At 57.6% G+C, this 20,971-nt stretch carries 19 protein-coding genes and 1 tRNA gene; 5 read left to right on the plus strand and 15 right to left on the minus strand.

All coding sequences use genetic code 11. The features are described 5' to 3' along the window. Positions 1–501: 501 nt before the first annotated feature. The gene (locus tag GOV91_RS06390; RefSeq protein WP_171234871.1) at positions 502–1,500 is read left to right on the plus strand and encodes a LacI family DNA-binding transcriptional regulator; all 999 of its coding nucleotides are present in this window, start codon (positions 502–504) and stop codon (positions 1,498–1,500) included. On the opposite strand, the gene GOV91_RS06395 is transcribed toward GOV91_RS06390, so the two are convergent. Beyond that, positions 1,501–2,634 (minus strand): Gfo/Idh/MocA family protein, encoded by a 1,134-nt coding sequence (locus GOV91_RS06395; RefSeq protein WP_171234872.1) that lies wholly within the window; start codon positions 2,632–2,634, stop codon positions 1,501–1,503. It abuts the gene before it with no gap. A gap of 38 nt (positions 2,635–2,672) precedes the next feature. After that, positions 2,673–3,776, minus strand: coding sequence for a Gfo/Idh/MocA family protein (locus GOV91_RS06400; RefSeq protein WP_171234873.1), 1,104 nt, complete (start codon positions 3,774–3,776; stop codon positions 2,673–2,675). Positions 3,777–3,887: 111 nt separating this feature from the next. Between GOV91_RS06400 and iolC the strand changes: the two genes are divergently transcribed. Genes iolC through GOV91_RS06415 form a run of 3 tightly spaced genes read left to right on the plus strand, consistent with a single transcriptional unit; the run spans position 3,888 to position 6,550 of the window. Next, positions 3,888–4,868 carry a 5-dehydro-2-deoxygluconokinase gene (gene iolC / locus GOV91_RS06405; protein WP_171234874.1) on the plus strand — a complete coding sequence of 327 codons (981 nt, stop codon included), beginning with the start codon at positions 3,888–3,890 and terminating at the stop codon, positions 4,866–4,868. Positions 4,869–4,877: 9 nt separating this feature from the next. Next, on the plus strand, positions 4,878–5,714 hold the full coding sequence (locus GOV91_RS06410; protein ID WP_171234875.1) for a 5-deoxy-glucuronate isomerase: 837 nt from the start codon (positions 4,878–4,880) through the stop codon (positions 5,712–5,714). Beyond that, positions 5,711–6,550 carry a class II fructose-bisphosphate aldolase gene (locus GOV91_RS06415; RefSeq protein WP_171234876.1) on the plus strand — a complete coding sequence of 280 codons (840 nt, stop codon included), beginning with the start codon at positions 5,711–5,713 and terminating at the stop codon, positions 6,548–6,550. Before GOV91_RS06410 ends, GOV91_RS06415 begins: the two co-directional genes overlap by 4 nt. 15 nt (positions 6,551–6,565) lie before the next feature. On the opposite strand, the gene GOV91_RS06420 is transcribed toward GOV91_RS06415, so the two are convergent. From GOV91_RS06420 to GOV91_RS06480, 13 genes are all read right to left on the minus strand, one after another. Beyond that, on the minus strand, positions 6,566–7,345 hold the full coding sequence (locus GOV91_RS06420; RefSeq protein ID WP_171234877.1) for a TIM barrel protein: 780 nt from the start codon (positions 7,343–7,345) through the stop codon (positions 6,566–6,568). Between the two features lie 26 nt (positions 7,346–7,371). After that, positions 7,372–8,130 (minus strand): SDR family NAD(P)-dependent oxidoreductase, encoded by a 759-nt coding sequence (locus GOV91_RS06425; protein WP_171234878.1) that lies wholly within the window; start codon positions 8,128–8,130, stop codon positions 7,372–7,374. Then, positions 8,127–8,933, minus strand: a complete 807-nt coding sequence (iolB, locus tag GOV91_RS06430; RefSeq protein ID WP_171234879.1) for a 5-deoxy-glucuronate isomerase — start codon at positions 8,931–8,933, stop codon at positions 8,127–8,129. Before iolB ends, GOV91_RS06425 begins: the two co-directional genes overlap by 4 nt. A gap of 48 nt (positions 8,934–8,981) precedes the next feature. Beyond that, positions 8,982–10,163, minus strand: coding sequence for a phytanoyl-CoA dioxygenase family protein (locus tag GOV91_RS06435; RefSeq protein WP_171179332.1), 1,182 nt, complete (start codon positions 10,161–10,163; stop codon positions 8,982–8,984). A gap of 48 nt (positions 10,164–10,211) precedes the next feature. Continuing rightward, a complete protein-coding gene (gene iolE, locus GOV91_RS06440) occupies positions 10,212–11,111 on the minus strand; it encodes a myo-inosose-2 dehydratase (protein WP_171179331.1) in 900 nt (299 codons plus the stop codon). Beyond that, entirely contained in the window at positions 11,108–12,940 is a 1,833-nt protein-coding gene (iolD, locus tag GOV91_RS06445) for a 3D-(3,5/4)-trihydroxycyclohexane-1,2-dione acylhydrolase (decyclizing) (protein WP_171234880.1), read from the minus strand. The genes iolE and iolD overlap by 4 nt, the downstream gene beginning before the upstream one ends. A 153-nt stretch (positions 12,941–13,093) precedes the next feature. Beyond that, positions 13,094–13,915: an ATP-binding cassette domain-containing protein gene (locus tag GOV91_RS06450; RefSeq protein WP_171179327.1), complete on the minus strand. Its 822-nt coding sequence runs from the start codon at positions 13,913–13,915 to the stop codon at positions 13,094–13,096. A gap of 1 nt (position 13,916) precedes the next feature. Further along, positions 13,917–15,023 carry an ABC transporter permease gene (locus GOV91_RS06455; RefSeq protein ID WP_171234881.1) on the minus strand — a complete coding sequence of 369 codons (1,107 nt, stop codon included), beginning with the start codon at positions 15,021–15,023 and terminating at the stop codon, positions 13,917–13,919. Positions 15,024–15,091: 68 nt separating this feature from the next. Beyond that, positions 15,092–16,012, minus strand: coding sequence for a sugar ABC transporter substrate-binding protein (locus GOV91_RS06460; RefSeq protein ID WP_171234882.1), 921 nt, complete (start codon positions 16,010–16,012; stop codon positions 15,092–15,094). Between the two features lie 124 nt (positions 16,013–16,136). After that, positions 16,137–17,150: an inositol 2-dehydrogenase gene (iolG, locus tag GOV91_RS06465; protein WP_171234883.1), complete on the minus strand. Its 1,014-nt coding sequence runs from the start codon at positions 17,148–17,150 to the stop codon at positions 16,137–16,139. Between the two features lie 442 nt (positions 17,151–17,592). Beyond that, positions 17,593–17,669 (minus strand) — tRNA-Arg (locus GOV91_RS06470). 21 nt (positions 17,670–17,690) lie between these two features. Further along, on the minus strand, positions 17,691–18,167 hold the full coding sequence (locus GOV91_RS06475) for a GNAT family N-acetyltransferase (protein ID WP_171179319.1): 477 nt from the start codon (positions 18,165–18,167) through the stop codon (positions 17,691–17,693). After that, positions 18,168–18,479, minus strand: coding sequence for an ETC complex I subunit (locus GOV91_RS06480; protein WP_171105518.1), 312 nt, complete (start codon positions 18,477–18,479; stop codon positions 18,168–18,170). It abuts the gene before it with no gap. A 269-nt stretch (positions 18,480–18,748) separates the two neighbouring features. Here GOV91_RS06480 and uvrB point away from each other — a divergent pair, with 269 nt between their 5' ends. Next, positions 18,749–20,935: an excinuclease ABC subunit UvrB gene (gene uvrB, locus GOV91_RS06485; RefSeq protein ID WP_171234884.1), complete on the plus strand. Its 2,187-nt coding sequence runs from the start codon at positions 18,749–18,751 to the stop codon at positions 20,933–20,935. Positions 20,936–20,971: the final 36 nt, after the last annotated feature.

Here is a 20,971-nt window from a genome sequence, read left to right on the forward strand (position 1 = left end):
CAACAGCCAGCCGAAGGAAACGGCTTTTCAATATCGCTGGCTTTTAGCGCACGTGCCGCCTCTTCCACCTCAATCAACGTTGTTGGAACGACAAGGCCCGCCGCATGCAGAGCGGTCTTGTTGCACTACAGTTTTAACATGAGCCAACTGAAAGAGTTATGCTGTAACTTATCGGCCCTGTTTTGCGGTTGTTTCTTCATATGAACCCTTGGAACCAATGGCTAAGCTCTGGCATGCGGATTCTCCGCCAATCGGGTAGGCCACCGCAAATGTGAAGGCGTTGATGGCAAATTGAGCCGACGCAAACGAACAGACAATGGGATATGATTGTCTGCACTGGTTCAGATCAAGGTGTTCAAGTTCCATCAAAAGATTTACTCATTTCGGGTCCGCTCTGCGCTGCTTTGCAACCGGTTGCGGGAGTTGGCCGAAACTGCATAATGAACTGGCAATGAAAACCACCTCGAAATCCCTTTCCTTTTGCCGTTGGAGACGCCACCCGTGAGCGTGACCTTAAAAGACGTCGCTGCCCTTGCAGGCGTATCGCGATCTGCTGTCTCGCGCACGTTCACCGAAGGCGCTTCGGTCTCGGCAAAAACACGCAGCAAGGTCGAAAAAGCAGCCCGCGAACTTGGCTACAGCCCGAATGCACTTGCCTCGTCGCTGACCACCGGGCGCACCAAACTGATCGGGTTGATTTCGAACAACTTTCACAACCCCATTTTTCTTGAAGTCTTCGATCAGTTCACGCGTGCCTTGCAGGAACGCGGCCTGCGTCCGTTGATCGTGAACCTGACGGACGAGACCGAGCCCGCCAATTCGGTCCGAATGCTGCGGCAATATTCAGTGGATGCGGCCATCGTGGCGTCGTCGACGCTGCCACCCAGCTTTGCCAAGGCGTTTCATGATGCCGGCGTGCCCGTGGTGCATACATTTGGACGCTCGGCCACTTCGCCCGAAGTGCATGTCGTGGGCATCGACAACGTGGAATGCGGACGTATGGCCGCCCGCGAACTTGTAGCGCGTGGGTACACGCGTGTCGGTTATCTGGGCGGGCCTGAGGATGCAACATCGGCCCTGGATCGGCATCGCGGTTTCATGGAGGAACTGGCAGACCACCCGGAGATTGAAGTAAGCTATTGCTTCGCAGGAGCTTACTCTTTCGAGGCGGGGCGGACCGAGATGCTGGGGCTGTTGGCCAATAATCCGGCCCAAGCTTATTTCTGTGGCGACGACATCCTGTCGATTGGCGCACTGTCAGCGTTGAAAGATCACAGTTTGCAGCCGGGCAAAGATGTCGGAATCATCGGCCTGAACGACATGGAAATGTCGCGCTGGGAAAGCATCGATCTGACGACGATTCACCAGCCGATCAAGCAGATCATTACCTCATCCGTCGATCTGGTTGTCGAGATGTTGAAAGAGCCCCAGCGCTATCCCGAGGCCCGTATTTTCCCTTGCCGGGTGATTGAGCGGGGCACGTTGCGGCCCCGCCCCTGATCAGCGAAACATTGGTGGACGGGCATCCTGCCACGCACCATCCGCTTTGCCCGAAGCAACAGCCGCATGGACAGCTGCGATGGACCTGACACCATCTGCGGCTCCGGGCAAGCCATCCCGGCTTTCACCGCGAATTGCATCGGCCAGATCGCAATAGATGTTGGCTACGGCCAAAGGGAACCCTTCTGGGTGCGCGATTGCGACCCGAGACAAGCGCTGAACCTCGTCGTGAAGACCGCCCTCGCCCTTTTCGATGATCTGGGTACGCCCACCCACCGGGGTATAGATTAACTGGTTGGGTTGCTCGGACGCCCAACGCAGCCCGCCGGTTTCCCCAAAGACCTGAATGTCAAAGCCATGTTGCCGCCCGATTGCCACCGATGACGTCCAGAGGCGTCCAACCGTGCCGCCCTCCATCCGGAAGTTGATCATTGCATCGTCTTCCAGTTCGCGGCTGGCAATGGTCGAGGCCAGATCGGCGGAAAGGGTCTTCACCTCGTCATCGCAGATAAAGCTGGCCATATGCAGCGCGTGGATACCGCAATCTGCGAACTGCCCCGAGACACCTGCCATCGCAGGATCATAGCGCCAGCGCACACGCGGGTTGTCTGCGTCGGCCGCATCGCCATGGTGGCCATGGCTGAAGTTCGTCACAACCAACCGCACTTTGCCGATGTCGCCTGCACGCACCATCGCACGCGCCTGACGCACCATTGGGTAAGCGGAATAGCAATAGTTCACCGCGCAGATCTTGCCCGAAGCTACAGCGACGCGGACGATCTCTTCACCCTCTTCCACCGTCATGGTCATCGGCTTTTCGCACAACACGTTAAAGCCCGCCTCAAGATACGCCTTGGCGATCTCGAAATGAGTCGAATTTGGCGTGGCGATAGTCACCAGATCAATTCGATCATCCCGGTCTTTCTCGCCCGCCAGCATCTCTTGCCAGTTGCCATAGGCGCGATCGGCAGCAACGCCCAGTCGTTGCGCATACTCGCGGCCCGCTTCGGGCCGGTGATCCAGCGCGCCAGCAGCAAATTCAAACAGTCCGTCAGCCTGAGCACCCAAGCGATGGGCAGGCCCAATCTGGCTGCCTTCACCGCCCCCGATCATGCCCCATCTCAACTTAGCCATGGTCATCGTCTCTCTTTAGAATTTCATAGATTGAGCGATCAGAAATCGCTGATGTCTTTCCATTGCCGCTGGTCTGACGACGCCAAGGCGGCGGCCAGAACGCGGTTTACCTCATGCCCATCACGGAAGGTTGGCCAAATCGCTTCTCCGGTATGGATAGCCTGAAGGAAGTCCTTAGCCTCGATGATGATCTGGTCCTGATAGCCGGTGCCATGACCAGGGCCCTGACAGAAAGGTTCATAGTCCGGGTGCGCAGGACCTGTCAGGATCTTAGTGAACCCGCGCGCAGCTTCGGGCCCCTCTCGCTTATACAGCCAAAGCGCGTTCTGGTCTTCTTGATCGAACCGGATTGCGCCTTTTGTTCCTGATATTTCATAGGCATAGCCCATCTTTCGGCCTGTCGCGACGCGGCTGAAATACAGGTTGCCCATAACGCCGTTTTCGAACCGGCACATCATCTGGGCATGGTCGTCATTTGTGACCTCACCTCCGGGTCGAATTTTATGCACGGTTTCCACATCGGCCATCACCCGCGCAATCGGGCCAACCAGAGCCATCGCTCCGTTCACCATATGCGGCGCAAGATCTCCTATTGTGCCATTGGCCATGCCCGTTGTCCGCCACGTGGCTGGTGCCTGCGGATCAGCGTAAAAGTCCTCGGTATGCTCACCCCGGAACCACGTGATGTCGCCGATCTCTCCATCGGCGATCAGTTGGCGGGCAAACTGGCTGGCGGGTGTGCGAATGTAGTTGAACCCAACCATGTTCACGGCGCCTGCGGCTTCGGCCGCCGCAACCATGGCCTGACTGTCTTCAAGCGATGCACCCAAAGGCTTTTCACACAACACGGGCTTGCCCAGACTAAAAGCTGCTTCGGCGATCTGACGATGCGTGGATTGCGGTGAAGCGATCACAATGGCCTCGACCCTCGGGTCTTCAACCAAAACGCGCCAATCGTCGGTCGCGCGCGCAAAACCATAGGCCGTCCGGTAACGTTCAGCGCTTTCAGGGCTGGATGCACAAATGACCTCAAGCCGGGGCCGTAATGCGGTGTTAAAAACCGCGCCAACGGCCGCCATGGCAACGGAATGGGCCTTGCCCATATAGCCGCCACCCACAATTCCAATTCCGATTTCAGGCATCTGTAACGGCTCCGAACATATTATTTGCAACCGGTTGCAAAATGAGTATCGTGTGAATCGATTCAACGCAAGGTCCAAACTTTGCCGACCCACTTTGCCGGAGGACATGACTTGAGCGCTCTGATAGACGGTATCAAAGGAAACCGCTTTGCCGTTCTGGGACGCGCAGGAATGGACCTGTATGCAGATCCGATCGGCGTCAAAAGCGAGGATGCCGACACGTTCCATGCCGATCTGGGTGGTTCATCCGCGAACATTTGCGCCGGATTGGTTAAACTGGGCAGTCAGGCCTCTCTGATCACGTCAGTCTCAGACGATGCCGTCGGTCGCTTCTGCCTGAACCGTCTGCGCCACTATGGCGTGGACACCTCTTACATTCGCGTCTTAGGCGGCGAATACCGCATGTCTTTGGCTGTGTACGAAAGCCGGATCGAGAACTTTCAGAATGTCATCTACCGCAATGGGGCTGTCGATTTTCAGGTCACTGAAGAGGACATGGACAAGGTTGATTATTCGTCCTTTTCGGCAGTCATCTCAGCAGGCACAGTCTTTGCCTCCGAGCCATCGCGCAGCGCCACATTCCGTGCGTTCGAAAACGCCCGAGCCGTTGACCTGCCAATCATCTTCGATATCGACTACCGCCCCTACAGCTGGCCTTCGCCCGAGGTGGCCGCCGAGGTCCTGTCACGGGCCGGTGAAGCCAGCGACTTGATCGTCGGCAATGACGAAGAATTCGGGTTCATGGCTGGCGGTATCGACAAAGGCTTTGCCAAGGCCAAAGAGCTGGCGGAAAAACCCGGTCGGATCGTCATCTACAAGATGGGTGAAAAAGGCGCTGTCACTTTGACGGACGGGCAAGAGATCGAAACCGGCATCTATCCGGTCACCGCTGTCAAACCCAATGGGGCAGGCGACAGTTTTATGGCGGGACTGTTGGCATCAATTGCTGCGGGGCATGACCTGAAGGATGCTGTCATGCGCGGCTCGGCCTGCGCATCGATTGTGGTGTCTCAACCGGGCTGTGCGCCCGCCATGCCCACGACCGCTGAACTGGACGCGTTCCTTGCCTCACACCCCGGCCCGACCACATAGGAGACTCCCGTGCACATCGCGCCCTTTGACAATCAGAACAAACCCATCGTTGACATCGATGACTCAACGGTCCCGTTGAACTATTTCAACATCGTCAAACTGAAAAAGGGCGAGGCTTTCGAATATCAGGTTCCCGGCTATGAGACCTGCATCGTGCCAGCCACCGGCAGCGTCGATGTCGACGTCGAAGGCGTTGCCTTCCCGAAGCTGGGCAACCGGGGCGAAGATGTCTGGGATGGAGAACCCGAGGGCGTTTATGTGCCCGTCGGTGCGAAAGTGCAGATGGCCTGCGTGTCGGATGAAACCGAAGTGTTCATTGCCGGCGCCAAATACGACAAGGTCCTGGACCCGTTCGATGTGCGTGATCATGACCTTGTACAATACGGCAGCGACGACACCAAAACACACCGTAAGATCAAGCACATACTAGGCCAAAAGCAACACGACAAAGTCGGTCGCCTGTTGGTGAGTGAGCTGTTTACCGTCGGTCAGGGCGGCTGGTCGGGGTTTCCCAGCCACAAGCACGACACCAACCGCCTGCCGGACGAAACGCGACACGACGAGACCTATAATTTCCGTTTCAAACCCAACTGGGGTTCGGGGCTACAGATGCTGCAACGCGAGGACAACGAGCCCGGCGACGCCTATCACATCGTCGATGGCTCCACGATCTGCATCGACAAGGGCTACCATCCCTGCTGCGTTCTGCCGGGGTATGAGATGTATTACTTCACCATCCTCGGCGGGCTGAGCCAACGCTCGCTGGTGCAGTATTTCCAACCCACACATGCCTATCAGATCGAAACGATCCCAGGCATCAAAGACATGATCGCGAAGTTCAAATGACCCTGGTCACACTGAAAGACGTCCTGCAACCTGCCTATGAACAGGGTTACGCCGTCGGCGGGCTGGTTACACTCGGTTGGGAGGACATGCGCGCTTACGTGGCCGCTGCCGAAGCCGAGAATGCGCCAGTGATCCTGCAAGCCGGACCCAGCTGTCGCGAACACACACCACTGCCCATTCTGGGCAAAATGTTCCGCTATCTGGCCGAAAACGCTTCGGTTCCAGTCGTTGCGCATCTGGACCATGGTTACACATATGAAGACTGCAAGATCGCGCTGGACAGTGGGTTTACGTCCCTGATGTTCGATGGGTCGCGCAAGCCGCTTCAACAGAACATCGACGAGACCGCCGCGATTGCCGAAATGGCCCATGCGGCAGGGATTTCCTGCGAGGGCGAAATCGGCTTTGTCGGATATTCTGGCGGCGAAGGATCGAACGGAACGGACCCCGAGGAAGCCGCAAAATTTGCTCGTGAAAGCGGGGTGGACGCGATGGCGATTTCGGTCGGCAATGTTCACTTGCAGCAGAACAAAGAAGGGGGCTTGGATGAGGCGCGCATCGCCGAGATCGATGAAATGACCCAAGTGCCGTTGGTCATTCACGGCGGGTCCGGCGTGCCGGTAGAACAGCGCATGAAACTGGCGCGAGAGACCTCGATTTGCAAGTTCAACATCGGAACGGAACTGCGCATGGCGTTCGGTCACGCCATGCGTGACGCCGTCAATCGTGATCCTGAAAGGTTTGATCGGGTCACCATACTGAAGGAAACCCACGACCCGGTCGAGGCCGCTGCCCGCGCCGTGATCCGTGCCTTTGGCGCGCCACCTCAAAGATAAAGCGCCCAAACATGCTTAGATTGTAAAGGCAGCCCGGAAGGCCTCAAGCGCCGTTTCCGGGTCGCCCGCCGCAAAAGCCTCCAGACCGACAGGTCCGCGATACCCCATGTCATCCAACGCCCGTGCAACGGCGGCATAATTGATCTCACCGGTTCCGGGTTCACACCGGCCGGGGTTGTCAGCAACCTGAACTTCACCGATCCATGGCAGGCATTTCTTGCACCAACGGACAAGATCCCCTTCACCGATCTGGGTGTGATAAAGGTCCAGATTGATGCGAAGACGTGGATGATTGACAGACGAAACCAGTGCCAGAACGTCTTCGGTCGACCCAAAGGGACAACCGGGATGATCCAGCAGGTTTAGGTTTTCCATTGTGAAAACAACGTCTTCCTGCTCTGCCAGATCACAGATGCGTTGCAATGTGTCCCTTGCCTTCAGCCACATATCTCCGGTCACGACCTCGTGCTGCCGGATTGGAATTCCACCATCTCCCAAGCCTGTACCGTGCAGGTTCAGACGATCCACGCCCAGGCGCTTACCGATCTGAGCTGTCTCGCGCGCGGATCGCAGCAACATGTCAGCGCCTTCTTGGTCCGCAAGGCGACCCTGAAGATACCCGTTCATGATCGTATAGTTCGCACCAACGCGTTCCAGCTTGCCCAGATCCCAATCTGGCCAGTTCCAAAGCCCCACACCAAACCCCATCTCGGTCAGGCGCGCGGCACGCCAGTCCATGGGTTTGTCCGGCCACAGCATCTCGGCACATGCCGCAAGCTGAAAGGGTTGAGACATGTGAACGCTCCAATTTCCCAAAAGGTTCAGATCGAACCGCCCTCGACCATGAAGTTCCCGGCGCTGCACATGGCTGCGTCGTCTGAAGCTAAAAACAGCACCATTCGGGAGACATAAACCGGTTCAATCGGGTCCGGCAGGCACTGCCGGTCCACCTGCTTGGCCAGCGCTTCGGGCGTGACCCACAGGTCTTTCTGACGGTCGGTCATGATCCAGCCGGGCACGACCGCATTCACGCGAATGCGGTGATCCCCCAACTCGCGCGCCATGGTCCGTGTCAGGCCGTGTACTGCGGATTTGGCGGTGGCATAAGCGGGAAAACCCGCTCCGGCCTCCCACCATGAATTCGACCCGATATTGATGATCGAACCCGCACCCTTCGCGATCATGCCGGGAGCCACCGACTGAATGGCAAAAAACATGTGGCGAATATTGGTCGCCATACGCTCATTCCAATACTCGGGCGTCACATCGCGCCAGTCGTGGCGGTCATCATGGGCGGCATTGTTGACCAACACATCCGCTTCGCCCAACTCTTCGACCAATTGCCCCATTGCGGCGTTCATCGCCTCAATGTCGCGCAAATCGCATTGGGCAAACGCGTGCTCGCCCTCTAGATCCGACAACAAGGCAAGTCCGGCATCCGCATTGAGATCCAGAAACCCGACCTTTGCCCCTTGTTCGGCAAAGGCCCGAACAGTTTCCGCACCAATCCCCCCGGCCCCTCCTGTAATGAAAACCGTCTTTCCTGCAAGGCATGGGTAATTAGCGAAATCTTTGCTCATCCGTCACGCTCCATGATCCATTCGACCTCGGGGGCCGGTACAAATCGCCATTTCCGCAGAGGTCCCGCCATGACGTTCAGATAGTACATCTCAAACCCATAGGGCGCGCCGCAAGGGTGATGACCGCGCGGGACAGTCACAACATCGCCATCTGACACCGCCATTGTCTCATCCAACTGTCCGTCATCGGTATAAACCCGCTGTATCCCGAACCCGTTCGCAGGGTTGAGCCGATGGTAATATGTCTCTTCCAGATAGGTGATCCTGGGGAAATCATCCTCGTCATGGCGATGACTGGGGTACGAAGACCAGTGCCCGTTTGGTGTGAAGACCTCTGTCACCAGCAGGCTATCGGTATAGTCCTCGTTCTCCATCGCGATGTTGTTGATATGTCGCGTGTTCACACCCTTGCCACGTTCGGTGAGCGTGATGCCATCAGGCCCGATCCGGCGCGCTTGATGACCGCCCTTGCCCGGCGCTGAGCAGACGGCCAAAACGCAATCGGTCTCGGCGACAGCTTCCCATTCGGTGCCGTTGGGCAGGTACAGACAATGCGGTGGCGTCTTTTCGAATACGTTCATCCGCTCGCCCAACACACCCCAATCCTGCCCGGCACCAGTGATTTTCGCCTTGCCTTCGACCATCACCAGAATGACTTCGCGGTCCCCCGTGACCTCGGCTGCCCGGTCCCCGGCCTTTAGGTGATACAACCCAAAACCCACGTACCGCCATCCGGCGCTGGCAGGCGTGATGTCATGTACCTTGCCACGGGTTCCGAAAGGTTTCTTGAGCAGGTCAGCCATTCTTTTTCTCCTTATTGGGGCGGGCTTTCAGGCCCGCCCGTTTAGGCCTTAGGCGGCCTGTCGTGATTGCAAGGCGGACAGCGCGTCAGACAGCTGTGCCTTGGTCCAGCCATCCGATACAGCTTGGTGCAAAATATCAGCCTGACTGTCGGGCGCGTTGCCGCCAACCGGTGGGTCCGTGTCCAGGTTGGTCGGAAACGGATAGCCCTCAGCAGTTGCGGCAATCGCTGCATCCAACTCTGCCGTGCCCAGCTCTCCTCGTTGCTTCAGAGCGGCAAGGGACGAGAACACTGCCAGCGACATGGCATGCCGATCAATCATCTCCATCGCGCGCCCGAAAGGGGATGATATCTGCAGAAGGTTCGCCATCCGCTGAATATCCGCGCTGCTGTTCTCACCCGCCGCATGAAACAACGCCGGGTTGAAGAAAACGGCGTCACCCTTTTCAAGCGGCAACTGAATGTAGTTTTCCTCGAAATATGCGCGGTGAGCTGCGTCGTGAAAAGCCAGGTATCCCGGTGGGTAAAGCTGAGAGAACGGCAACAGTTTGGTTGGTCCGCTTTCCACTGGCATGTCACAATGCGCAACTGCCCCCTGCAAGGTCAGCGACGCTGTCACCAGATGGGCATGCGCCGGATACCGCGCAGCGCTCTCGGCCGTTTGGAAGCCCAAATGGTAATCCCGATGCGCCTGCTGTGCTTTACCGCCCGGGCGCACCTGATTGACCTGCGCGGTCACTTGGTAATTTGGCCCCAGCCATGCTTCACAGGCCGCAGCAATGGCCACATTCCCGAAATAAAGTGCAAAGCCTTCGGGGTCGCGAAAGCACTGTTTTTGCAGCGCATTCCAAATTCGGTCATTTGCGCCCGAGGCCGCAAAATGGTCACCTTCCCCACCCGCGCCCTGACGTTCTTCTTCAATAATCTGTTGGAAAACGTCAGTCGCCCGATCGATCACGGACGTGTCCGCAAAAGCGCCCTTAAGAACAACTACGCCCGCCGACTTGTCCAGCACGCGCGCCCATTCTGCCAGCAGAGATCTTCTTTCATCCGCCCTCTCCAACGCAGGACGCAGAGCGTGCATATCGTAGACTGGCACGTTCTTTTCCACCGACGCCGTGTGTGGGACCGCATCGGCTGTCAGGTTTTGTGAGGTCAACACCTTGAATTCATCCAGATCGCAGGATTCCCGGTCGAAATAGCCGACATACCCAAGTTCTTGATGGACCATGACATACTCCTCTCTCATGGCTTCGGTGTTGCCCCGTGGGGCGATGATTTAAGCGCTGATTTCCAAACCTGCTTTGCCGCAAACCTCGACGATGTGATCGTATCCCATTTTGGAGTACTCGTAGGGCGGCGCCTTGGCGGGGTCTTGTTCTGCCTCGACCACGATCCAACCGTTGTAATCCATCGCTTTCAATGCATTGGCCACAGCCTGAAAATCGATGCAGCCATCGCCGGGTACCGTAAAGGCACCTGCGATCACTGCATCAAGGAAGCTGCGGTTGTTCTCACGCGTGTCCTGCACAACGTCAGGGCGGATGTCTTTGAAGTGAACGTGATGCACCCGGTCACCCCAGCGGTTCAGCGTAGCCATCACGTCGCCACCGCCAAACAGCAAATGGCCGGTATCGAAACACAGCTTCAGTTCGGGACCCGAGCCTTCCATCAGCCAGTTTACCTCATCCTCGCTTTCGATGATCGTGCCCATGTGATGGTGATACGCCATCGGCATACCCTGATCTGCCGTCCACTTGGCCAACTCGCTCAGCTTGGCCGCATAGGCCAGAACCTCGTCTTTGGACAATCTGGGGCGGGCATTAACCGGCGTTCCAATCTGCCCCTGAACGGTATTGGAGCATTCGGCATAAACGATGCACGGGCTGTTCAGCGCAACAAACTGCTCAACTTGCTCACGAACAGCCGCAACCTCTGCATCAAAGTCGTTGACTAAGGTTGCGCCCGAACACCATCCGCCACAAAGCGCGATGTCGTTGGCGTCCAGATAGGCACGCAAGCCTTCGGTGTCGCCGGGCATCCGCTGGCCGCGCTCGACGCCGGTATAGCCAATCTCGCGCGCTTCTTTCAGCGCCTGCTCCATCGTATAGGCCGCAGTCAGATCAGGCAGGTCGTCATTCTGCCAAGCAATCGGAGAGATACCGATCTTCACGCTCATTTCGTGTTTCTTTCCTTGATGGCGACCTCATAAGCCGCGCGTTTTTCATTCACTTCGGGTCGGATGCTGACCTCGGGCACAGCCACTTCCCACCACGTTCCGCCATATTCGGTCGAGGGGTACGGGTCGGTGTCGATCACCACAACGTATGGGCCTTTGACGTCTGAACGTTTGGCCAGCGCGTCCTCAAGCTCGGCAATCGAGCTGACCTTGACCGAGGTCGCCCCCATCGCTGCCGCATGGGCTGCAAAGTCGATGGCAGAAGCCGTTTCGTGGACTGTGTGGTCGAGAAGGTTGTTAAACTCCGCCCCGCCCGTGCCCATCTGCAAGCGGTTGATGCAGCCGAAACCTCGGTTGTCGGTAACAACAACGGTGAAGGAAATCCCCATCATCGCCGCCGTCGCCATTTCGGAATTCGCCATCATGTAAGTGCCGTCACCGGTAAAGCAGATCACATCCCGATCCGGCTGGGCCATTTTGATCCCCATCGCGCCCGCGATTTCATAGCCCATGCAGCTGAAACCGTATTCCATGTGATAAGCCCCAGGGCCCGGTGCTTTCCAAAGCTTGTGCAACTCGCCCGGCATTGTGCCTGCGGCACACATCGCAACGGTGTTTGCATCGGCCGCCCGCTGTACCGCGCCGATCACCTGCATATCCGTCGGCAGCGCGTTGCTGTCCTTTGGTGCATCGGTCAGCGCATCAACCTTGCCAAACCAATCGGACTTCAACGTCGCAGGCAGGTCCGGCGCACGATGGTTACCCAGCGCTTCGGCCAGTTCATTCAGACCAACGCGCGCGTCAGATTGCAGCGGCATCGCCCCGTGCTTTTCGGCGTCGTAGGCCGCGGTGTTCAAACTGATCAGAGCCCGCTCGGGGTTGGCGAACAAGCCCCAAGACCCGGTGGTGAAATCCTGAAATCGAGTACCAACGCCCAGCACAAGGTCAGCCTCGGCGCAGATGTCGTTGGCGGGTTCGCCACCGGTCACACCAATGGGTCCGACGTTCAGCGGATGATCCCATGCCAATGCGGATTTCCCCGCCTGTGTTTCGGCCACCGGGATGTTGTGCGCTTCGGCAAAGCTTTGCAGCGCGGCGGTTGCGTCCGAATAATGCACGCCACCTCCCGCGACGATTACAGGGCGTTTGGCCGCCTTGATTGCCGCCACGGCCCGCGCCAGTTCACCCTCATCCGGGCGAATGCGACGCTGATACCAGACGCGGGGCTCAAAGAAACTTTCAGGATAGTCATAGGCCTCTGCCTGCACATCTTGGCAAAAGGCCAGAGTGGCCGGACCGCAGTCCGCCGGGTCCGTCATCGTGCGAAACGCACGCGGCAGGGCCGTCAGCAGGTGTTCCGGGCGCGTGATGCGGTCGAAATATCGGCTGACCGGTCGGAAACAATCATTCGCGCTGATGGTTCCATCCGAGAATACTTCGGGTTGCTGAAGCACTGGATCGGGCCCACGCGTTGCAAACACGTCGCCGGGCAGCAGCAAAACCGGAAGGCGGTTCACATGGGCCAGAGCTGCAGCAGTAACCATATTGGTCGCCCCCGGTCCGATCGACGAGGTCACAGCCATCGCACGTTTGCGGCCCAGTTGCTTGGCATAGGCAATCGCGCAATGCGCCATGGTCTGTTCGTTATGGCCACGATAGGTGGGCAGGCTGTCTTTCACACCATGCAGCGCCTCACCCAAACCGGCAACGTTGCCATGGCCGAAAATGGCCCAGACACCTGCGATAAAGGGCTCTCCGGCCTCGTTCATCTGCGCCCCAAGATAGCGCACCAGAGCCTGCGCCGCGGTCAGTCGGACTGTCTTGCTCATCATGATCCCTTTCAACTTGAAACCGCTGCCAGCGGCCCACAGGTTGCTTTTTTACGAAGATGTCAGGCCAATGCCTCAAGCCTGAATTGAGTGTGAGCTCAGGTGTCACCGCCCGGTCGGATGCCCCCCGAGGGGCATCCAGGTTTTCAAAGTTTAGACTGTACCGCCCAAAGACCCTTCCAGCTCGGCCATTTCCTGACCACCGGCCATCAGGTCCTGCAACTGTTCGGGGGTAATCTCACCACGGGTCGCCGTGCCCAGCGTTTTGCCGCGATTCAGCACGGTAAACCGGTCACCCACCGCCAAAGCGTGGCGCACGTTATGGCTGATGAAGACCACACCAACCCCCTGGCTGCGCACCTTGTCGATGGTTGCCAGAACATTCGAGGTTTGACGCACCCCAAGGGCCGAGGTCGGTTCGTCCAAGATTAGAATCTTGGCACCGAAATACACGGCTCGGGCAATGGCGACGGTCTGCCGCTCGCCACCTGACAAGGTGCCCACGGCCTGATCCGGTCCACGCAGGTTGATGCCCATTTTGCGCATCTCTTCCATGCAGACATCATTCGCCTGTTCGACATCGAACCGCTTCATCAGGCCTTTGCCTTTGGTCGGTTCGCGACCCATGAAGAAGTTGCGCGTGACGCTCATCAGCGGGATCATCGCCAGATCCTGGAACACGGTCGCAATGCCCGCCTCCATCGCATCCCGAGGCGTGTCGAAATGCAGCGGCTTGCCTTCAAAGAAGATCTCGCCCTTGGTGGGTTTGTGCACGCCCGACATGGTCTTGATGAAGGTTGATTTACCTGCACCGTTGTCGCCCAGCAGGCAATGACATTCACCCGGTTTGACGTCAAAGCTGACGCCCGCCAAAGCGATGATGTTGCCAAAGTGCTTTTCGATGTTCTTCATTTCGACGATGGGCGCCACATCCGCTGCCGCATCGCCGTGGTGGAACTTGGTATCTTCGGTCATATCAGCGCTCCCCGGTTACGCGTTTACGGATCGCGTTGTTGAACAGAACCGCAATCAACAGCATCGCGCCAAGGAAAACCTGGAACCAGTCCTGATCGAAGTCTGTATAGGTCAGACCGATGACAACCATACCGAAGATGATCGCACCAAAGAACGCACCAATGGCCGAACCATAACCGCCTGTCAGCAGACAGCCGCCGATCACAGCTGCGATAATCGCCTCAAACTCTTTCTGGAAGCCACGACGTGCGTCGGTCGAGCCTGCGTCGATCACGGTGATGATGGCGACCAGTGCGGCACAGCAGGCGGTCAGCATGAACAGCGAAACTTTGACCCGGTTCACAGGCACACCAGAGTTTGACGCCGCAGTGCTGTCGCCACCCGATGCGAAAATCCAGTTCCCTGCCGGAGTGCGCAGCAGCACGTAAGTTGCTGCAAGCGCCAGCACGATGAACCACAGGATTTCGACTGGAATACCAGGCACCTTGGGCGCACCACTTTTGAAGGTATCGATCATGCCTTTCTCGGCCAGCCAGGTAAACAGGCCGCCGAAAGCCTCGCCTGAAAAGAACGGAGCCAGCCAGTCGTTCTCAACCACGTCACGAACGCCACGCAACTGGGTCGATCCTCCGGTGGCGGCTTTCAGGCCAACCAACGACAGACCGCGCAGAATGAACAGGAAAGCAAGCGTCACGATGAAGGATGGCAGACCTGACCGGATCACGATGTTTCCGTTTATTGCCCCGACAAAAGCTGCAAAGACAAAAGTCATTGGGATCGCAACGATCAGTGGCAACTGCCAAGTGACCACACAGACGCCAAAGAACAGGCCCGCAAACGCCACCATCGAGCCGATGGACAGGTCAAACTCCCCTCCGATCATCAGAAGCGCGGCACCGATGGCCAGAATTCCCAACTGCGCCGCAGGTGTCATGAAGTTCATGATCCCGGCCAGGGTAAACATCGAGTCGTCTGCTGTGATGGCAAAAAAGATAACCACCAGGACAACGCCGGCCATCGCACCGAGTTCGGGCCGTTTCATGAGTTTGGTCATGAAGGGTTCTTTTTTGACCCTTTCGTCCCCGGCGACTTGAGCTGAGTCACTCATCGTTTCCTCCCATTTGGGTGGGAACGGCGCTGCTGCGCCGCCCCGATTTGTTCAGGTTCCGGAATGGATCAGCGAATGCCCTGCGAAGACAGTTCGATCACCTGAGCGGCCTTGTCCTGAGTCACCAGGTTGGGACCCGAAGGAACGTTGCCGCCGGGCATCAGGCCATATTTCGCGTGCAGACCCATAAAGTTCACCGACAGGTACCCCTGCAGATACTGCTGCTGATCGATGGCAAATGCTGCATCGCCGTCCGCGATCGACTGCAGGAAGTTGGCCGACAGGTCAAAGGACGCAACATTTACATCCCGGCCCGAGCCTTTGACGGCTGCAACGGTCGGCTCACCGGCCGAGCTTGCACCCAATGCCATCACAGTATCGACCGCTTCGTTTGCAGCCAGAGCAGCGGCAACTTTCGACTCGATTTCCGACGGGTCGTTCGAGGTCGGAAGAACTTCGACATCACCACCGAAACCTTCCGCAAAACCTGCACACCGCAGGTCCAGCGCAACGTTGCCCACTTCGTGGTTCACACAGATCGCCGTTTTGCCACCCATTGCTGCCAGTTCTTCACCAGCGGCCTTGCCGGCGTCAAATTCGTCCTGGCCCACATGCAGCAGCGCACCCAGGTCTTTCGAGACATCCGAACCCGAGTTGATCGAGATCACCGGGATACCGGCGGCAACCGCGCGTTCAATTGACGGGCCAAGCGCATCCGCATCCGGGATCGAAACGATCAGGCCATCAGGCTCCTGGTTCACCGCCGCATCGATCAATTGCGACATGGCCACCATGTCAAAGGTTTCCGGCGCGCGATATTCCACATTCACGCCGACGTCCTTACCGGCCTGCTCGACCCCGTTTTTCACAACGTTCCAAAACGCATCGTTGGCCTGGCCGTGTGAGACAACCACGATTTCCTGCGCAAACGCAGGAATGGCCAGGGCCAGAGCCCCCGCAGCAAGTGCGCCTTTCACAAATTTCTTCATTTCAGGTTCCTCCCATGATTTCAGTCTGATCTTCCGTCGGGGAACCAGCCCCGATCATCCGGCTGTGCCGAATCTGATTGGCTGCGGCGCAAAACCGAGCTGACGTAAGTTTGAAGAATTTCGATCATTTTGCAACCGGTTTCAAAACTTCTTCCATCCGAACCGGTTTCCCGGAGTGCATTGACAGGGTGGCGGCCTCGGCCATGGCAAGCGCGGCAACGCCATCCTTCAACGAAACCGGCACGTCCGACCCATTCGCAACAGCTTCGACAAAAGCGGCCCATTCCACCCGGTAAGCGGGCATGTAGCGTTCCAGAAAGAAATAGGTTGGCTTCGCCCCAACAACGCCCTCGGCCGTTGATTTGACCACGGTATTTTCAAGCGCATTCTGTACCTGCAACAAGCCCTTGGAACCCAGTAACTCGACCCGTTGATCATACCCATAGGCCGCGCGGCGCGAGTTTTTAATGACAGCAATACGACCATCTGCGTAAGTCATTGTCACCACAGCGGTATCCACATCGCCGGCTGCACCAATCCCGGCGTCGACAAGCGACGATCCGACGGCCGAGATGGTTTGCGGCACATCCCCCATCAAAAAATTCGCCATGTCGAAATCATGAATCATCATGTCCCGAAACAGCCCGCCTGAAACTTTTACATAACTGACCGGCGGAGGCGCAGGATCAAATGATGTAATCGACAGCAGCTCGGCTGTGCCGACTTCGCCCGCCTCCAAACTATCTTTCAGCGCCGAAAAATGCGGGTCAAATCGCCGGTTAAACCCAATCATCACAGGCTTACCCCGCCCGGACACTGTTTTTAAACATTGCACGGCACGGTCCAGGCTCAGGTCAACTGGCTTTTCACACAGAACAGCCTTGCCAGCAGCGGTCGCCGTCTCAATCAGGTCGGAATGCGTATCCGTCGGGGTTGCGATCAAAACCGCATCAATTTGGGGGTCTGCTATGATCTCATCTGATCCGCGCGCTTGCGCCCCATATTCGTTAGCAAGGCTTTCTGCCGCTTCCGGTACAGCGTCTGAGACTGCACAGAGTTTGCTGTTTGAATGGGCCGAAATGGCTTGCGCATGTACACGTCCGATGCGCCCAGCGCCCAGCAAACCTACCTTCAACATGCAGTTCTCCCGAATCTTGGTATTGGGCGTAACAATGATTCTCTTTGCAACCGGTTGCAATATTTTTTTTCAACAGACTTGAGATTTCGCGACAGAACTCTCGAAACGATTGCCCTAAAGGGGCCTGGGGAAGTCTTCATGCAATGCCGTGTACGCCGAAATCCGCGTATTTTCGCATCTACGGGAATCCCCCAATTTCCGAACGCGGTGAATCAGGGTACGTTTCAGTTAAGGAACACACACTACCACTCTGTGACCCCTTAAAAGGGGCTGGCATGACCCCCTCGTCCAGCCCCTTTATTCTTCCTAAACTATTGATGGCTTGGCTAACTCTGATTTGGCAAGAACACAGGCCGGCAAACGTCAGAGCCGCCTTGCTATAGGGCTTTTTCACGGCTGCAAGAGCAGATGCAGCCGTACTTCAGTGCGCAACTTGTGAAAATGGCGATCCCTGAAGGACTCGAACCCTCAACCTGCTGATTAGAAGTCAGCTGCTCTATCCAGTTGAGCTAAGGGACCGCTACGCCCTTCTTGCTGGTTTTACCCGCAGGGTTCAAGAGGCAAGCGCATGAATGCGCTGTTGGGATCGGCCTCGTACCCAAAGATCGGCTCGCAATAGGAATAACCCAAAGCCTCGTAGAGCTTACGTGCCGCATCATATTCCGCCAGATGTGCGGCACCGGTTTCCAGAACAAGGGCTTCAATCCCCTCGGCGCGCGCAATGTCAGCCATGTGCTGCATCATCAGTCGCGCCAACCCACGACCCCGCGCCTGTGCCAGAATGTGCACGGACTTCACCTCGGCGGTTCCGTCCGGCAGCATCTTCAACGCGCCACACCCCAAGGGCTGCTGACCCTCGTAAATCGCCCAAAACCGAATCCCGGGCCCCGCCAGCGACTCAGCATCCATTGTATGGTTGCTTTCGGCAGGGCCTGCCGTTTCGCTATGGGAGAAATGCGCATCTACCACGGCGCGAAGCGCGTCCGAGGTCGGGTCGGCCTTACGAATGTCGATCATTTAGTGAGTCCAGGGACCGCGCCTGTCGGTAGCAAAGTTCTCGCCATAGCCACGGGCACGCAGATTTGGCTTACGTTTGTGCGGCTCGCTGACCTGAACTTCGATGCCGTTGTCCTTGGCGTAATCCAAAGCTTCTTCCTTGGTGTCGAATTTCAAGCGCACCTGAGTCTGCGTATCGTTGGACGACGTCCAGCCCATCAGCGGATCAACTTCACGGGCCGAAGCAGGGGCATATTCCAGAACCCATTTGCGGGTCTTGGCCATCCCCGAAGTCATCGCGTTTCGCGAAGGCTGGTAAATCCGTGCGCGCATGTCGCCTCTCCGTACTCACTTGGCTGAGCTGTTTATGCGTCAGAGCGTGCCCGGGGGCAAGATTGCAATTGTCGCGGCTGTTGCCCGCGAACTGATGTCAGAAATTGTCGTTGGCTTGGGGTAGTTCAGAGTCAAATCAAACAGCGCCGCATCACAAAGTGTCACCAACCGCATGGCATCAGACTGTGTAGAGCGCAATGAATCCGGATCAGCCCTTGCAGACGGACAAAATAAGAACAAATGTAGGGGCCTGATTGCGGAGCCTGCCGATGCCTTACGCCCATTCCGACAAAACCCAACTGACCGCCGAAGATGTGCGCGCCCGCCTGAAACTGGAAGGCGGCAAGCAGTTTGTGATGCACACCGAATTCAACCCCGCGGGCGACCAGCCAACGGCGATCAAGGAACTGGCTGGCGGCGTATTGGACGGCGAGCGCGACCAGGTTCTGCTGGGGGCAACCGGCACGGGTAAAACCTTCACCATGGCCAAGGTGATCGAGGAAACCCAGCGCCCAGCCATCATTCTGGCCCCAAACAAGACACTGGCGGCGCAGCTTTACGGAGAGTTCAAAGGCTTTTTCCCCGAAAATTCGGTCGAATACTTCGTCTCGTATTACGATTACTACCAGCCCGAAGCCTATGTGCCGCGCTCGGACACGTACATTGAGAAAGAATCCCAGATCAACGAACAGATCGACCGGATGCGCCACTCGGCCACGCGGGCGTTGCTGGAACGTGATGATGTGATCATCGTGGCGTCAGTGTCTTGCATCTATGGCATCGGTTCGGTCGAGACCTATGGGGCGATGACGCAGGATCTGAAAGTCGGCAATGAATACGACCAGCGGCAGGTGATGGCCGATCTGGTCGCCCAGCAATACCGTCGCAACGATCAGGCGTTTCAGCGTGGATCGTTCCGGGTGCGGGGCGATTCACTGGAAATCTGGCCCGCCCACCTTGAGGATCGCGCCTGGAAGCTGTCGTTCTTTGGCGAGGAACTGGAACAGATCACCGAGTTCGACCCTTTGACCGGGGAACGCGCCGCCACGATGGAGCAGGTGCGGGTCTACGCAAACTCGCACTACGTGACGCCAAAACCGACCATGCAGCAGGCGATCATCGGCATCAAAAAGGAACTGCGTATCCGGCTCGATCAACTGGTGGGTGAAGGCAAGCTGCTGGAAGCACAACGTCTGGAACAACGCACCAACTTCGATCTGGAAATGCTCGAGGCCACTGGCGTCTGCAACGGGATCGAGAACTATTCGCGCTACCTCACGGGCCGCGCTCCGGGTGAACCGCCGCCAACCCTGTTCGAATTCATCCCCGACAACGCCATTGTCTTTGCCGACGAATCCCACGTCAGCGTTCCGCAGATCGGCGGTATGTACCGGGGCGACTATCGGCGCAAATTCACGTTGGCCGAACACGGGTTCCGCCTGCCCTCGTGCATGGACAACCGCCCCCTGAAGTTCGAGGAATGGGACGCCATGCGCCCGCAATCCGTCTTCGTCTCGGCCACCCCTGCGAAGTGGGAGATTGAACAGACCGGCGGCGTCTTCACCGAACAGGTGATCCGCCCCACCGGCCTACTGGACCCCGAGGTCGAGATCCGCCCGGTCTCGATGCAGGTCGACGACTTGCTGGACGAAGTGCGCAAGGTCGCCGCAAATGGCTTCCGCACGCTTGTCACCACCCTGACCAAACGCATGGCCGAGGATCTGACCGAATACCTTCACGAACAGGGCATCAAAGTCCGCTACATGCACTCGGATATCGACACTCTGGAACGCATCGAAATCCTGCGCGATCTGCGGTTGGGGGCGTTCGATGTGCTGGTCGGCATCAACCTGCTGCGCGAAGGGCTCGACATCCCGGAATGCGGGCTGGTCGCCATTCTGGATGCCGACAAGGAAGGCTTCCTTCGGTCCGAGACCTCTCTGGTGCAAACCATCGGCCGCGCGGCGCGAAATGCCGATGGCCGCGTGATCATGTATGCCGACAAGATCACCGGTTCGATGGAGCGCGCGCTGAACGAAACCAACCGCCGCCGCGCCAAACAGCTTGCCTATAACGAGGAACACGGCATCACGCCTGAGACGGTTAAGAAAAATGTCGAGGACGTTCTGGCCGGTCTCTACGAAGGCGACGTCGACATGAACCGCGTCACCGCCACCATCGACAAACCGATGCACGGCGCGAATTTGGAAGCCCATCTGGACGGGCTGCGCGAGAAGATGCGTAAAGCCGCCGAGAACCTGGAATTCGAAGAGGCCGCCAACATCCGTGATGAGATCAAACGTCTGGAAGCGGTCGATCTGGCCGTCGCCGACGACCCCATGGCGCGGCAATGGGCGGTCGAGAAAACCTCGGAAGATGCGGTGAAATCACGCGGGCGGTCAACGGCTGGCAGGCCGGGGCAGCGAGGTGGGAATGTGAAGAGGCGGAAGCGGTAGATCGAGACCTTTAACCTTTATTTTAGCGTACCGATT

The organism is Ruegeria sp. HKCCA6837 (assembly GCF_013034475.1).
Lineage (GTDB): Bacteria > Pseudomonadota > Alphaproteobacteria > Rhodobacterales > Rhodobacteraceae > Ruegeria.